At 71.0% G+C, this 14,055-nt stretch carries 15 protein-coding genes; 13 read left to right on the top strand and 2 right to left on the bottom strand.

Annotated elements, in window-relative coordinates; all coding sequences use genetic code 11:
* Both AB0B97_RS06645 and AB0B97_RS06640 read left to right on the top strand, forming a co-directional pair.
* Positions 1–887: MFS transporter (locus tag AB0B97_RS06645; RefSeq protein ID WP_357491223.1), on the top strand; the 887-nt coding region annotated here is incomplete at its 5' end.
* Positions 839–1,690 carry a menaquinone biosynthesis protein gene (locus tag AB0B97_RS06640; protein ID WP_357491221.1) on the top strand — a complete coding sequence of 284 codons (852 nt, stop codon included), beginning with the start codon at positions 839–841 and terminating at the stop codon, positions 1,688–1,690. The genes AB0B97_RS06645 and AB0B97_RS06640, both read left to right, overlap by 49 nt.
* Positions 1,691–1,879: 189 nt before the next feature.
* Here the strand turns inward: AB0B97_RS06640 and AB0B97_RS06635 are convergent, their stop codons facing one another.
* Both AB0B97_RS06635 and AB0B97_RS06630 read right to left on the bottom strand, forming a co-directional pair.
* Positions 1,880–2,842: a hypothetical protein gene (locus AB0B97_RS06635; protein ID WP_357491219.1), complete on the bottom strand. Its 963-nt coding sequence runs from the start codon at positions 2,840–2,842 to the stop codon at positions 1,880–1,882.
* Positions 2,842–3,831, bottom strand: coding sequence for a hypothetical protein (locus tag AB0B97_RS06630; protein WP_357491217.1), 990 nt, complete (start codon positions 3,829–3,831; stop codon positions 2,842–2,844). The genes AB0B97_RS06635 and AB0B97_RS06630 overlap by 1 nt, the downstream gene beginning before the upstream one ends.
* 371 nt (positions 3,832–4,202) lie before the next feature.
* Between AB0B97_RS06630 and paaA the strand changes: the two genes are divergently transcribed.
* The 11 genes from paaA (at position 4,203) to AB0B97_RS06575 (ending at position 14,053) form a co-directional block, all read left to right on the top strand.
* Positions 4,203–5,282, top strand: coding sequence for a 1,2-phenylacetyl-CoA epoxidase subunit PaaA (gene paaA, locus AB0B97_RS06625; RefSeq protein WP_357491215.1), 1,080 nt, complete (start codon positions 4,203–4,205; stop codon positions 5,280–5,282).
* Positions 5,279–5,566, top strand: coding sequence for a 1,2-phenylacetyl-CoA epoxidase subunit PaaB (gene paaB / locus AB0B97_RS06620; protein ID WP_234584771.1), 288 nt, complete (start codon positions 5,279–5,281; stop codon positions 5,564–5,566). Before paaA ends, paaB begins: the two co-directional genes overlap by 4 nt.
* On the top strand, positions 5,563–6,288 hold the full coding sequence (gene paaC / locus AB0B97_RS06615; protein WP_357491213.1) for a 1,2-phenylacetyl-CoA epoxidase subunit PaaC: 726 nt from the start codon (positions 5,563–5,565) through the stop codon (positions 6,286–6,288). The genes paaB and paaC overlap by 4 nt, the downstream gene beginning before the upstream one ends.
* Entirely contained in the window at positions 6,285–6,761 is a 477-nt protein-coding gene (gene paaD / locus AB0B97_RS06610; RefSeq protein ID WP_357491211.1) for a 1,2-phenylacetyl-CoA epoxidase subunit PaaD, read from the top strand. Before paaC ends, paaD begins: the two co-directional genes overlap by 4 nt.
* On the top strand, positions 6,758–7,867 hold the full coding sequence (gene paaE, locus AB0B97_RS06605; protein WP_357491209.1) for a 1,2-phenylacetyl-CoA epoxidase subunit PaaE: 1,110 nt from the start codon (positions 6,758–6,760) through the stop codon (positions 7,865–7,867). The genes paaD and paaE overlap by 4 nt, the downstream gene beginning before the upstream one ends.
* A 192-nt stretch (positions 7,868–8,059) precedes the next feature.
* Positions 8,060–9,250, top strand: a complete 1,191-nt coding sequence (mqnC, locus tag AB0B97_RS06600; RefSeq protein WP_357491207.1) for a cyclic dehypoxanthinyl futalosine synthase — start codon at positions 8,060–8,062, stop codon at positions 9,248–9,250.
* Between the two features lie 439 nt (positions 9,251–9,689).
* Complete coding sequence (locus tag AB0B97_RS06595; RefSeq protein ID WP_357491205.1) at positions 9,690–10,946, top strand: LPXTG cell wall anchor domain-containing protein; 1,257 nt, start codon at positions 9,690–9,692, stop codon at positions 10,944–10,946.
* A 185-nt stretch (positions 10,947–11,131) separates the two neighbouring features.
* Positions 11,132–11,842, top strand: coding sequence for a demethylmenaquinone methyltransferase (locus AB0B97_RS06590; RefSeq protein ID WP_357491203.1), 711 nt, complete (start codon positions 11,132–11,134; stop codon positions 11,840–11,842).
* A 68-nt stretch (positions 11,843–11,910) separates the two neighbouring features.
* Entirely contained in the window at positions 11,911–12,135 is a 225-nt protein-coding gene (locus tag AB0B97_RS06585) for a hypothetical protein (RefSeq protein ID WP_357491201.1), read from the top strand.
* A 139-nt stretch (positions 12,136–12,274) separates the two neighbouring features.
* Positions 12,275–13,552, top strand: coding sequence for a geranylgeranyl reductase family protein (locus AB0B97_RS06580; protein ID WP_234584654.1), 1,278 nt, complete (start codon positions 12,275–12,277; stop codon positions 13,550–13,552).
* Positions 13,553–13,687: 135 nt separating this feature from the next.
* Positions 13,688–14,053 (top strand): NADH-quinone oxidoreductase subunit A, encoded by a 366-nt coding sequence (locus AB0B97_RS06575; protein WP_007454588.1) that lies wholly within the window; start codon positions 13,688–13,690, stop codon positions 14,051–14,053.
* Positions 14,054–14,055: the final 2 nt, after the last annotated feature.

The following is a 14,055-nucleotide window of genomic DNA, read 5'->3' as shown; positions in this document are numbered from 1 at the left end:
GTCCGACCGCGGGCGGATCGGCTGGGGCCGTACCGACCGCGGCCGGGCCATCGGTGGCCGGGCTGCCTGCTGCGGGTGGTACGGCGGAGGGCTGGCGACTGCGGCTGGATCCGCTGATGCTCGTCATGGTGGCGAGCACCGCAGTGGTGATCGCGGCGGTCGGCGGCATCAACGTGATCGAGGTCTTCTTCATCCGGGAGACGCTGAACGGCTCTGCCACCACGTACGGCCTCGTGGGTGCCGCCTGGATGGCCGGGATGTTGCCCGGTGGCTGGCTGGCGGCGCGGCTCGCGCGCCGGCTGGACGACGACGGCGCGCTGGTCCGTGCGGTGCTGATCGCGCTCGCCGGGTGCAGCCTGATGGTGCTGCTGGCGGCGTTGGTGCCGACGGCGGGTGTGCTGGTGCCGCTCTGGCTGGTGGCGGGAGCGGCGAACGCCGGGGAGAACGTCTTCGCCAACCTTCTCATCGCTCGCCGGGTGCCGGAGGCCATGCACGCCCGCGCGTACGCCAGTTTCGGCGCGGCCGTGCAGGGCGGTTCGATGGCCGGTTATCTGCTCGGCGGTGCGCTGCTCACGCGCGTTTCGCCCCGGCCGTTGATCGCGGCGGCCGGCGCGGCGGGGCTCCTGGTGGTGCTGGTGTTCGTGCCGGTCGTCGCCAGGGCGGTACGCAGGCCGGGGCGTGAGCGGTCGGCCGGACCGGTACCTCCGCAGTCGACCGGCCCCGAGCGCGAGGGAACGACGGCACCGGAGGGACCGCGACCGGGTGGGACGGATGCGGGGTTGGCCACTCCGGGCCGGCCCGCCGGGCCCGAGCCGGAGGCCGGGGATACGGTCGGGTCATGGCTGAGCGCGTCGCACGCCCGCGGGTCGGGCACATCCAGTTCCTGAACTGTCTGCCCATCTACTGGGGGCTGATGCGCTCGGGCACCCTCCTCGACGTGGACCTGCACAAGGACTCGCCGGACCGGTTGAGCGCGGCGCTGGTGGCCGGCGACCTCGACATCGGCCCCATCACGCTGATGGAGTACCTGAAGCACACCGACGAGCTGCTCCTCCTGCCGGACCTCGCGGTGGGCAGCGACGGGCCGGTGCTCTCGGTCAACATGGTCTCCACCCGTCCCCTCGCCGAGCTGGACGGTGCCCGGGTGGCACTCGGCTCGACCTCGCGGACCGGGGTCATGCTGGCGCAGTTGTTGCTCGCCGAGCGGTACGACGTGCGGCCCGACTACTTCCGCTGCCCTCCGGATCTGACCCAGATGCTGCTGGAAGCCGACGCCGGGGTGCTGATCGGGGACGTGGCGCTCCGGGCCTACTACGAGGCGCCGTTGCGGGGGCTCACCGTGACCGACCTCGGGCAGGCGTGGCGGGACTGGAGCGGGCTGCCGATGGTCTTCGCCGTCTGGGCGGTCCGCCGCGACTTCGCCGCCGCACACCCGGGCCTGGTCAAGGAGGTGCACGAGGCGTTCCTCCGCTCGCGCGACCTCTGCCTCTCCGAGCTGGACCAGGTCGCCGAGGCGGCAGCGCGTTGGGAGGCGTTCGACGCCGCGACACTGGCCACGTACTTCCGGACTCTGGACTTCTCGCTCGGCGAGCGGCAGGTCGCCGGGCTGCGCGAGTTCGCCCGGCGGGTCGCCGCGCTCGGCGAGGTCCCGGCGCTGCCCGAGGGTGGCCCGGAGTTCTTCGCCGGCTGAGCAGCCGGCGCGAGCCTGCCGAGACCCGCTGAACCGCCGGCCAGGCCGACCGCCGGGCCGAGCCGACCGCCGGGCCGAGCCGACCGCCGGGCCGAGCCGACCGCCGGGCCGAGCCGACCGCCGGGCCGAGCCGACCGCCGGGCCGAGCCAACCGCCGGGCCGAGCCGACAGCCCGCGGTCGGCAGTTGATCAGGTGCCGGGGCGCAGCAGCGCCTCGGTGATCTTCTCGCAGTTCTTCATGCCGTAGTCGTAGCCCATGCCGATCGGGTACTTGACCATCACGCCCATCGTCCAGGTGTCGCCGATGGCCAGGCAGTTGATGTGCATCTCCTGCTCTTTGGTCCGGTCGATCCACCCGTTCTTGATGGCGATCTGCTTCTGCTCGGCGGCCGGGAACGCCTTGCGGATGCCGAAGTCGCCGGCGCCGCGAACGAGCTTCATCTCGTTGAGCAGCCACTTGGTCCACTTCGGACCGGCGGCGGTGCCGGTGGCGATGCAGTTGCCCAGGCGGGCGGTGTCGCGGGGGGAGAGGGCCGTGCGGGACCACCCCTTGTCGGGGGCGACGCTGCTGTCGGTCAGCTTGCACATGGAGAGCAGCCGCTTGATCGAGGCGTCCCGGCCGACCGAGTTGTAGAACTGTTCGGCCCGGGTGTTGTCGCTGTCCCGGATGATCCGGGTGGCGTCGGCGAGCTTCGCGTCGCTCGGCGTCTCGCCGGCGTCGGCCGCGCGACGCAGGTAGTCGGCGACGATCCAGGATTTGATCATCGAGGCGGTGGTGCTGGTCTCGTCCATGTTCTTCGAACCGATGATCTTTCCGGTCCGGCGGTCGAGCACGCTCCAGGAGTACCAGCCCTGAATGTCGAGGTTGAGGTCCTTGGCCTGGAACGGCAGCGGCTCCAGGGCGGCGCTGGGGCTCGGCGACGGCGGGGCCGGCTGACGGGCGCTGCGGTCGGTGGCCGCGCCGGTGGACCGGTCGCTGGTCGTCGCCTCGGAGTCACCCCACTTCGCGGCGGCTGCCGACTCGAACGGCGACCCGGGCAGGAGGCGGAGCGACACCAGGACCAGCCCGATGAGGATTACCGCGACAGCGATCAGGCGCAGCGGCGAGGTCTCGCCCGCGCCGCGCCGGTCGGCACGCCGGTTGCCGGCCATCAGAGCTTTCCGACCGGCTGCTGCGGCACCTTGAGCGCGGCACCCGGCTGCGGGGTGACCAGTTGGGTGGCCACGCTGGCGCAGACCTGCGCGCCGTAGTCCAGGCCGCTCCTGATCGGGTAGCGCAGCATCACCGCGAGACTCCACTTGTCGTTGACGGCGAGGCAGTTGACGTGCCAGTTGCCGTCGTAGCTGATCGGGGTCCACCCGTTCTTGATGCTGACCGGACCCTGAGCGGTGATCGACTTCGGCAGACCGTCGATGATGCCCCAGCGGCCACCGCCGTACTCCGACTTCTGGTCCTTCTTCGCGGTGCTGCCCCGGACCTTGCTCATCTGATCCAGCACCCACTTGGTCCACGTCGGGCCGGCGGCCTTGCCGTCGGCGATGCAGTCGCCGAGCCGGACCGCGTCGCGGGGCGACATGCGGGTGAAGCTCCACCAGCCCGTGTAGGGCTCCACGTTGCCGCGCTTGGTGTCGGTCAGTCCGCAGATCTTGATCGCCCGCTGGATCACCGCGTCGGGGATGCTGCTCTTCGACCGCGCATACGACCCGCCCGCGGCGGCGTGGACCTTGTTGGCCGCGGTGTCGTTGCTGTCGATGATGGCGAGCCGAGCCGCTTCTTTCAGCGCGGCGGTTGGCTGCTTCTTGGGGCCGAGCTGGCGCAGATAGTCCGAGACGATCCACGCCTTGATCATCGACTCGGTGGAGCTGGTCGCGGTCATGTTCGACGACCCGGAGATCTTGCCGGTCTGCCGGTCCATCAACGCCCAGGAGAAGAAATCGCCCTTGAAGCTCACCGATACCCGGCCAGCCGCCAGCGTGGGCGGTGGCGGCGGGGTCGGCTTGGGCGCGGCGACGCTGGCGCCGCCACCGCCGCCGCCAGAGCTGTCGTCGGTGGAGAGCCGGGCGTACGCGGTGGGGACCAGCAGGACGCCACCGAGAAGAACTGCCACGACGGCGAACACCATGGTCACGCGAGATCGCATGAGTTGGGTGAGCTCCAGATGTCAGGGCCGGGGGGACCGGCTGTGTTGTCCGGGGCGACCGGTGCGTTCGCCAAGGCCGGGGGAGGTGGCCTCTGTGGAGACGGCGTGGGGGCAGCCGATCGTGTGACCGGCAGAAGTCTACGTCCGGACAGGCCGGGCACCAGAGTTCGACACCAGGCAACGTGCGAAATCGGTGGAAAATCCCGCTGGTATGCGGCTTCTGAGGGGTTTCATCTTCTCCCCGTGACCCAAGTCATACAGGCCGGGGTCACGACCCGTAGCCAGGAACTGCCCATCGGTGACGGAACGTCATTCGGGTTTCCTGTTACACCCCCTGGTGCATCGAGGCGCAAGCTGTAACACTTGTCCGCATGTATGGCAACGACTTCTCCGCCCCTGGCGATGCGCCGGACGACGCGCCCGGCGCCGGCCTGCTCGGCGAGGTCGAGGCCGCCGAGGCGGAGCTGCGTGCCGCCGCCGCGCGCGAGCGCCGCGGCGGCCCCGCACCGGACGAGGACCTGGCCGCGTACTTCACCGAGGTGGTCGACGCGGAGCAGAAGATCGAGCCGCGCGACTGGATGCCCGAGGCGTACCGCCGGACGTTGATCCGGCAGATCGCCCAGCACGCCCACTCGGAGATCATCGGCATGCAGCCGGAGGGCAACTGGATCAGTCGGGCGCCCTCGCTCAAGCGCAAGGCGATCCTGCTGGCCAAGGTGCAGGACGAGGCGGGCCACGGCCTCTACCTCTACGCCGCCGCCGAGACCCTCGGTATCAGTCGCGACGAACTGGTCCAGCTGCTGCTCGACGGAAAGCAGAAGTACAGCTCGATCTTCAACTACCCCACGTTGACCTGGGCTGACGTGGGCGCGATCGGCTGGCTGGTGGACGGCGCAGCGATCGTCAACCAGGTGCCGCTGTGCCGGTGCTCCTACGGCCCGTACGCGCGAGCGATGATCCGGGTCTGCAAGGAGGAGTCGTTCCACCAGCGCCAGGGCTACGAGATCCTGCACACCCTGGCGCACGGCACCCCGGCCCAGCAGGCCATGGCCCAGGACGCGGTGGATCGCTGGTGGTACCCGTCGCTGGCCATGTTCGGCCCGCCGGACGGCGACTCCACCCACTCCGCCCAGTCGATGGCGTGGAAGATCAAGCGCTTCTCCAACGACGACCTGCGGCAGCGCTTCGTCGACATGTGCGTCCAGCAGGCGGAGATCCTCGGGCTGCGTATCCCCGATGACGGCCTGCGCTGGAACGAGGAACGGCAGGCGTACGACTACACGCAGCCCGACTACGACGAGCTGATGCAGGTCATCAAGGGCAACGGGCCGTGCAACCGGGAGCGGATGGCGCACCGCCGGGCCGCCCACGCCGACGGCGCATGGGTACGCGAGGCCGCCGCGGCGTACGCCGCCAAGCGGGCCGACAAGAGGGAGAAGGTGGCCGCGTGAGCAACGAGCACTCGCCTCTGTGGGAGGTCTTCGTGCGGGCGCGGCGCGGCCTGTCGCACACCCACGTCGGCAGCCTGCACGCCCCGGACGCCGAGCTGGCCCTGCGCAACGCCCGCGACCTCTACACTCGCCGACAGGAGGGCGTGTCGATCTGGGTGGTGCCGGCGGGCGCGATCACCGCGTCCAGCCCGGACGAGAAGGACTCCTTCTTCGACCCGGCAGCCGACAAGGTCTACCGCCACCCGACGTTCTACGAGGTGCCGGACGGGGTGGCGCACCTGTGAACGGCCCCTTCGCCTTCGCTCTCGGCCTCGGTGACGACGCGCTGATCGCCGCACAGCGGCTGGCCGAGTGGACGACCCGCGCGCCGGAGATGGAAGAGGACATCGCGCTCGCCAACATCGCCCTCGACCAGCTCGGCGCGGCCCGCCTGCTGCTGTCGTACGCGGGTGAGCTGGAGGCGGCAGGTCGGGACGAGGACGCGCTGGCGTACCTGCGTGACGACCGCGAGTTCCGCAACGCACTGCTGGTCGAGCTGCCCAACGGCGACTTCGCGGTGACCATGGCGAAGCTGTTCTTCCTCGCGGCGTACCAGTTGCCGCTCTACACCGCGCTGGCGTCCTGCCCGGACGAGCGGCTGGCCGCCATCGGCGCGAAGGCGCGCAAGGAGTCGGCGTACCACCTGGACCACGGCGCGCTGTGGGTCAGGCGGCTCGGCGACGGCACCGAGGAGTCGCACCGCCGGATGCAGGACGCCGTCGACCACGTCTGGCCGTACACCCACGAGCTGTTCGCCGCGGACCCGGCGGCGCCGGTCGACCCGGCGGGCCTGCGGGCGGCGTTCGACGAGACCGTCGGCCCGGTGCTGGCCGAGGCGACGCTCACCCGCCCGGAGCGCGGCTGGGCGCCGACGGGAGGGCGCAAGGGCGTGCACACCGAGCACCTGTCCTACCTGCTGGCCGAGATGCAGGTGCTGCACCGCGCGCACCCCGGGGCGCAGTGGTGACCGACGCGCGACTGGCGGCGGCGAGCGTGGTGGACCCGGAGATCCGGGTGATCACCATCGACGAGTTGGGGATCCTGCGTGCGGTCGAGGAGGACCGGGCCAGTGGACGGGTCACCGTCACCATCACCCCGACGTACACGGGCTGCCCCGCCATGGACGTGATCCGGGCCGACGTCCGGCGCGCGCTGGCCACTGCCGGTTATCCGGACGCCGAGGTGCGGACGGTCTACAGCCCACCGTGGAGCACCGACTGGATCTCCGATGTCGGGCGGGCCAAGCTGGCCGCCGCCGGGATCGCCCCGCCGTCGCCGGTGCCCGCCCCGGGCGTGGTGGCGTTGACCCTCGCGGTCCGCTGCCCACTCTGCGGCTCGCCGGAGACCGAGCAGGTCAGCCGGTTCGGCTCGACCGCGTGCAAGGCGTTGTGGCGCTGCCGTTCCTGCTCCGAACCCTTCGACCACCTGAAGGCGCTGTGACAGTCACCATCTCCCGCCCGGTCCGCCGCCGGCCGGCCTTCCACCCGCTGCCCGTCGCCGCAGTCGACCGGCTCACCGACGACTCGGTAGCGGTCACCTTCGACGTACCGGAGGAGTTGCGGGAGGCTTTCGCGTTCCGCGCCGGTCAGCACCTCACCGTGCGGCGGGTGACCGACGACGGCGACGACGTGCGCCGGTCGTACTCCATCTGCTCCACCCCCGACGACCTGGCCCGGCACGGCCGGCTGCGGATCGGGGTGCGGGAGATTCCCGGCGGCGCGTTCTCGGCGTTCGCCTGCGGCGCGCTGCGCCGCGGCGACACCGTCGAGGTGATGACGCCGCTGGGCACCTTCACCACGGCGTTCGCGGCGGACCGGGTGCGGCACTACGGCGCGGTCGTCGCCGGCTCGGGCATCACCCCGGTGCTCGCGCTCGTCGGGACGGCCCTGGCCGTCGAGCCGGCCAGCACCTTCACCCTGGTGTACGGCAACCGCACGGCCAACCGGGTCATGTTCGCCGAGGAGTTGGCCGACCTGAAGGACCGCTACCCCACCCGACTGCACCTGGTGCACGTGCTGTCCCGGGAGCAGGGTGAGTCGCCGTTGCTGTCCGGGCGGATCGACGCCGACCGGCTGGAGCGCCTGCTGGGCACCATCGTGCCGGGCGAGGTCATCGAGGAGTGGTTCCTCTGCGGCCCGTACGGCATGGTGGTCGACGCCCGCGACGTGCTGACCGCGCGCGGGCTGCCGGAGTCGGCGGTGCACACCGAGCTGTTCCACGTCGACGCGCCACCGGAGCCGGTGGCCCGCCCCGCCGACCAGCCGGGCACCGGGACGGACGTCACCATCGTGCTCGACGGCCGGTCGTCGAGCTTCACGATGGGCCGCGAGGAGCGGGTGCTGGACGCCGCGCTCAAGGTGCGCGGCGAGCTGCCGTACGCCTGCAAGGGTGGTGTCTGCTCGACCTGCAAGGCGAAGGTCGTCGACGGGGCGGTCACGATGGCCCGCAACTACGCCCTGGAGCCCGACGAGCTGGCCGCCGGCTACGTGCTGACCTGCCAGTCCAGCCCGACCACCGACAGGCTCACGGTCGACTACGACGCCTGACGATCGGCCCGCGGACCGGGCGGGGTGCCGGACGGTCCACGGTCGATGCAGAGCCTGTCGAGCTGCCCCACTGACGGGGCAGTCAGGACGGCCGCGCCGCGCGCTGGCCACCGAACCCGGGGTGTGCGGAGCGCATCACAGCAGTCCGCACCCGTCCGGGAGAGGACGCGGGGCGGGCGTAGGCTCGGAGGCGTGACGGTGAGCCGGGAGATCGACGACATCCTGCAGCGTGGCGCGGACGGCGGGCGGATCACGCCCGAGGAGGCCCTGCTGCTCTACACCGAGGCGCCCTTCCACGCGTTGGGCGAGGCGGCGGACGCGGTGCGCCGGCGGCGCTACCCGGACAACGTCGTCACGTACCTGATCGATCGCAACATCAACTACACGAACGTCTGCGTGACGGCGTGCAAGTTCTGTGCGTTCTACCGGGCGCCGAAGCACGCCGAGGGGTGGACCCACCCCACCGAGGAGATCCTGCGTCGCTGCGGCGAGGCGGTCGAGCTGGGCGCGACCCAGGTGATGCTCCAGGGCGGCCACCACCCGGACTACGGCGTCGAGTACTACGAGGAGCTGTTCTCCTCGGTCAAGCAGGCGTACCCGCAGCTCGTCATCCACTCGATCGGGCCGAGCGAGATCCTGCACATGGCCAAGGTCTCCGGCGTGAGCCTGGACGAGGCCATCGCCCGGATCAAGGCCGCCGGCCTGGACTCCATCGCCGGCGCCGGTGCGGAGATGCTGCCCGAGCGCCCGCGCCGGGCCATCGCCCCGCTCAAGGAGTCGGGTGAGCGCTGGCTGGAGGTCATGGAGCTGGCCCACCGGCAGGGCGTCGAGTCGACCGCGACCATGATGATGGGCACCGGTGAGACGCACGCCGAGCGGATCGAGCACCTGCGGATGATCCGCGACGTGCAGGACCGCACCCGTGGGTTCCGGTCGTTCATCCCGTGGACGTACCAGCCGGAGAACAACCACCTCAAGGGCCGCACCCAGGCGACCACGCTGGAGTACCTGCGCCTGGTCGCGGTGGCCCGGCTCTTCTTCGAGACGGTGCCGCACCTGCAGGCGTCCTGGCTGACCACCGGCAAGGACGTCGGGCAGTTGTCGCTGCACATGGGCGTGGACGACCTCGGCTCGATCATGCTGGAGGAGAACGTCATCTCCTCGGCCGGCGCCCGGCACCGCTCCAACCTGCACGAGCTGATCGGCATGATCCGCTCCGCCGACCGGATCCCGGCCCAGCGGGACACCCTCTACAACCGGCTCGCCGTGCACCACACGCCGGCCGACGACCCGACCGACGATCGTGTGGTCTCGCACTTCTCCTCGATCGCGCTGCCCGGCGGCGGCGCCGGCCGTTCGCTGCCGCTGGTCGAGGTCAACTGAGGTCGATCCCGCCCCGACCGTTCGGCTGACCGGGGGTCATGCTCCTGCCCGGCCACGACGGCGGTACGGGTGGTCCCCGCCGCCGCATCGTCAGGCTGCCCGCTGCGGGGGTGGTGGAGATGATCGTCGACGGGCTACCGTCCCGCCTCGTATCCGTCGTCACCGTTGTGGCACGGATCGCTGGAATCGGCCCGACCGCCCGGGCGACGGTGATCTGATGGGCTGGTCAGGGGCTTGTCCTCCATCGGCCCATGAGGGTCGTTCATATAACGCACGGCGGTACGGGCGGGATGGGTGACCATTCCGCCCGTACCGTGTGTCGGGTCCAGTCCGGACGGTTGAAAACCGTCCGCCACGCTGGCGTGTGAGATCGACCTCCGATAACGTCCGCTCGGTCTCACAACCATTCATTCTCTTCTTCCCTAACCCCGGGGGACTGATGACAGCCTTCCACCGCTCGACGCTGGCTCGTGTCGGCGTCGTGGCACTGCTCGCGGCCGGTGGCCTGGCCACCGTTGCCGCCCCGGCGCAGGCCGCCGACCAGGCCGACCTGGCCCTGGTGCCCCTCAGCTACGAGCTGGCCCAGGGCGTCAAGGCGGCCAAGGCGAAGCCGTTCAAGTTTCAGGTCGACAACACCCGCAGCACTGTCGACGCCAAGGACGTCCGGGTCACCGTGGAGACGAAGGGCCTGAAGAACCGCAAGGTCGGCGTGCTCACCCCGGTCGGGTGCGACCTCACCGGCACGACCTTCACCTGCCTGCTCGGCGATCTGGCGGCCGGCACCACCGAGGACTTCGGCATCCCGATCTTCTCGACTGGCGGTCGCGGTGACGCCGGCACGCTCGTGGTCAGCATCAGCTCGGCCACCGCCGACCCCAATCCGCGTGACAACACCGTGCGGCACGACATCACCGTCGCCAAGCCCGGTTACGACCTGACCACCTGGGTGCAGGACGTCTACGCCGACGTGACGGTGGACGGCGACGAGGCCGGCGAGTCCGGTCTCAAGCCGGTCAAGCTCGGCGCGACCGCTCCGCTCGACTGGGCGGTCTACAACGACGGCAGCCGCAAGGCGACCGGCGTCGCGTACGGCATCACCCTGCCGGCGGGCGTCACCTTCGCCGAGCTGCCGGACGGCTGCGTCGAGCAGCCGCTGGGTGGGTTCGCGAACGCGTACTGCGAGGACACCGGCGTGGTGCTGAAGCCGGGGCAGTTCTACACCGCCGACGTGCGGGTGAAGGTCGGCTCCGACGTCACCGAGCCGGTGCTCCGGCCCGGGTTCGTCTGGGCCGCCGGCCTGGAGGCCGCCGAGGGCAGCCCCGAGGAGCAGCCGCGGGTGGCCTCCAGCGCGCAGCGCCGGGCGTTCACCGAGACCGACGAGGTGGACAACACCGCGCAGTTCGACGTCTTCGTCGACCTGAGCGCGCAGCCGACCCCGACCGCCACGCCGACGCCGACGGCCACCCCGACGGCGACTCCGACGCCGGGTGGCACGACGACGCCGGGCACGACCACGTCGCCGACCACCGGTGGCGGTGGTTCCGGTGGCGGTGGGCTGCCGGTGACCGGTGTGCAGGCCGGCCTGATCGGCGGCATCGGCGGTCTGATCCTGCTCGCGGGCGGGGCGCTGCTGGTGCTCTCCCGCCGGCGCAAGGTCGTCCTGGTCGCCCCCGGCGACGAGACCTCGACCGACTGACGTCGGCACGAGCTGACGGACGTGGGCACGATCTGACGTAGGCACGACGCGAGGGCGGGGTGGGCGACCACCCCGCCCTCACGCATGCCGGGCCGCGGTCGTCCGCCGCGTCGACGCTTCCGGTCGCCATGGGGTACGCGGACCCAGCGGCCGAGGGCTTGAACGTGGCTGGCAGAGTGGGGCGGGTGAGCCGTACACCGCAGGGTCAGCGCGCCAGTCTGGACAAGCAGCCGCACGAGGTCGCCGCGATGTTCGACGGTGTGGCCGAGCGTTACGACCTGACCAACACCGTGATCTCGCTGGGCCAGGACCGCTCCTGGCGTCGGGCCACCCGGGCGGCGCTCGGGCTGCGGCCGGGCGAGCGGGTGCTGGACGTGGGCGCGGGCACCGGCGTCTCGACGCGCGAGCTGGCCCAGTCCGGGGCGTACGCGGTCGGGGTCGACCTGTCGCTGGGCATGCTGTACGCGGGCAAGCGCGCCCGGCCCGAGGTGCCGCTCCTGGCCGGGGACGCGCTGCGACTGCCGTTCGCCGACGCGAGCTTCGACGCGGTGACCATCTCCTTCGCTCTGCGCAACGTCAACGACACCGACGCGGCCCTGCGCGAGCTGGCCCGGGTCACCCGGCCGGGTGGACGGCTGGTGGTGTGCGAGTTCAGCACCCCGGTCAACCCGGCGTTCCGGACGGTCTACCTGTCGTACCTGATGCGGTCGCTGCCGGTGGTCGCCCGCGCGGTGTCGAGCAACCCCGAGGCGTACGTCTACCTGGCCGAGTCGGTCCGGGCCTGGCCGGACCAGGCCGCGCTGGCCGGGCGGGTCGCGGCGGCCGGGTGGGGTCGGGTGGCGTGGCGCAACCTGACCGGCGGCGTGGTCGCGCTGCACCGGGGCGTCCGCCAATAGCACACGAGACGGCCACACGTTTCAGGAATATCCGACTTTAGTCCACTTTGCCCCGTACGCTCGTCGGCATGACCGGAGCAGAGCCGGCGGACCCGGTGGCCGCCACCGACGACGACGCGGCCGAACTCATCGCGCAGTTGCGCGCGCTGGCCGGCGCGGATCCGGCGGACGTCCGGCAGGTGGTGGCCGAGGTGCTGGCCGCGCTGGACCGGGCGGCGGGCGGCGCCCTGCGAGAGCATCTGCCGGAGGCGATCCGGGTCGACGCGGGCCTGGACGCCTCCCGATCGGCCTGACAGTCGCCTGCTGTGGACGGTCGCCAAGTGTCACATCGGCTAGTTAGGTACCCCTGATCCTGCGCAGGTATGACGCCGGTCATACACTCGTCCCGTCTGGCTTGTGAAGCATTTCACGAGCGTGCGGGAGGAGGCGCGAATGACCGCGGTGGAACACGACGCCGACGTCATCGTCGTTGGCGCCGGTCCCGGTGGATCGGCAACTGCGTACCACCTGGCCCGGCACGGCGTACGGGTGTTGGTGTTGGAGAAGACCGAGTTCCCCCGGGAGAAGGTCTGCGGCGACGGGCTGACCCCGCGCGCGGTGCGCCAGCTCATCCGGATGGGCGTGGACACCTCGCCCGAGGCCGGCTGGCTGCACAACAAGGGCCTGCGGGTGATCGGCGGCGGCGTACGGCTGGAACTGGACTGGCCCGAGCTGGCCAGCTTCCCCAACTACGGCCTGGTCCGCACCCGACTGGACTTCGACGACCTGCTCGCCCAGCGGGCGGTGGCGGCCGGCGCCAAACTGCGGACCAACGTCAACGTGCTGGGCCCGGTGCTCGACGGCGACGGCCGGGTGACCGGCGTCGAGGCGGAGGTGGGGCCCGGCAAGGAGCCCGCCACTTTCCACGCCCCGCTGGTCGTGGCGGCCGACGGGGTCTCCGGTCGGTTCCCGCTCGCGCTGGGGCTTGCCAAGCGGGAGGACCGGCCGATCGGCGTGGCCGTCCGCCGCTACTACCACTCCCCGGTCAAGCACGACGACGACTACCTGGAGTCGTGGCTGGAGCTGCGCAGCAAGGACAGCGGCGACAATTTGCTGCCCGGGTACGGCTGGATCTTCGGCCTCGGTGACGGTCGGGTCAACGTCGGCCTCGGCGTGCTCAACTCGTCGTCCGCGTTCGGCAAGACCAACTACCGCCGGCTGCTCACCGACTGGCTGGCGAACACGCCCGCCGACTGGGGCATGACCGACGAGGCGAACGCCGACGGTCCGATCCTCGGCGCCGCGCTGCCGATGGGCTTCAACCGGGTGCCGCACTACACCCGCGGCGTCCTGCTCGTCGGCGACTCCGGCGGGATGGTCAACCCCTTCAACGGCGAAGGCATCGCGTACGCCATGGAGTCCGGCGAGCTGGCCGCGGAGGTGGCGGTGCAGGCCCTCGCGCGTCCCGCCGGGCCGGAGCGCGAGCGGGCCCTGATGGCGTACCCGAACGAGCTGAAGGCCCGCCTCGGCGGCTACTACCGGCTCGGCGGCATCTTCGTGAAGCTGATCGGCCGCCCCGAGATCATGCGGATCGCCACCAAACACGGCATGCCGCACCCGACGCTGATGCGTTTCGTGCTCAAGCTGTTGGCCAATCTGACCGACCCCCGTGGTGGGGACGCGATGGACCGGGTCATCAACGCGATGACGAAAGCCGCGCCAGCTGTGTAAGTAGGACGGCATCGGTGCTGGTCACAGCCCCGACGCCGACAAAGATCGACCCCCGCCGGCAGCCACCGCGAGGGACGTGAATAGTGTGATTTTCGTCAAGCACCGAGGGCAGGGAAGGACGAGCAGGAGAAAACGATGTCGCTCTCGCCTTACGCACCGATCATCGGGCTGTTCGCCCTCGCCGCGGCGTTCTCGCTGTTCTCTGTCGGCGCCGCCCGCTTCGCCGGTCCACGTCGATACAACAAGGCCAAACTCGAGGCTTACGAGTGCGGCATCGAGCCCAGCCCCCAGCCGGTCGGCGGCGGCCGGTTCCCGATCAAGTTCTACCTGACGGCGATGCTCTTCATCGTCTTCGACATCGAGATCATCTTCCTCTACCCCTGGGCGGTCTCGTTCGACGCTCTGCCGATCTTCGGCTTCGTGGAGATGGTCCTGTTCATCGTCGCGGTCTTCGTCGCGTACGCCTATGTGTGGCGGCGCGGCGGCCTGGACTGGGACTGAGG

It is taken from the genome of Micromonospora sp. NPDC049004, from assembly GCF_040649315.1.
Taxonomy (GTDB): domain Bacteria; phylum Actinomycetota; class Actinomycetes; order Mycobacteriales; family Micromonosporaceae; genus Micromonospora.
Note: the sequence above shows the minus strand (reverse complement) of the source record. Positions and strands in the feature narration are given on the sequence as shown.

What these genes read in the sequence shown, in the direction of transcription:
- AB0B97_RS06640 (WP_357491221.1), top strand. Translation starts at nt 839, where the DNA reads ATGGCTGAGCGCGTCGCACGCCCGCGGGTCGGGCACATCCAGTTCCTG.
- AB0B97_RS06635 (WP_357491219.1), bottom strand. Translation starts at nt 2,842, where the DNA reads ATGGCCGGCAACCGGCGTGCCGACCGGCGCGGCGCGGGCGAGACCTCG.
- AB0B97_RS06630 (WP_357491217.1), bottom strand. Translation starts at nt 3,831, where the DNA reads ATGCGATCTCGCGTGACCATGGTGTTCGCCGTCGTGGCAGTTCTTCTC.
- paaA (WP_357491215.1), top strand. Translation starts at nt 4,203, where the DNA reads ATGTATGGCAACGACTTCTCCGCCCCTGGCGATGCGCCGGACGACGCG.
- AB0B97_RS06595 (WP_357491205.1), top strand. Translation starts at nt 9,690, where the DNA reads ATGACAGCCTTCCACCGCTCGACGCTGGCTCGTGTCGGCGTCGTGGCA.
- AB0B97_RS06585 (WP_357491201.1), top strand. Translation starts at nt 11,911, where the DNA reads ATGACCGGAGCAGAGCCGGCGGACCCGGTGGCCGCCACCGACGACGAC.
- AB0B97_RS06580 (WP_234584654.1), top strand. Translation starts at nt 12,275, where the DNA reads ATGACCGCGGTGGAACACGACGCCGACGTCATCGTCGTTGGCGCCGGT.
- AB0B97_RS06575 (WP_007454588.1), top strand. Translation starts at nt 13,688, where the DNA reads ATGTCGCTCTCGCCTTACGCACCGATCATCGGGCTGTTCGCCCTCGCC.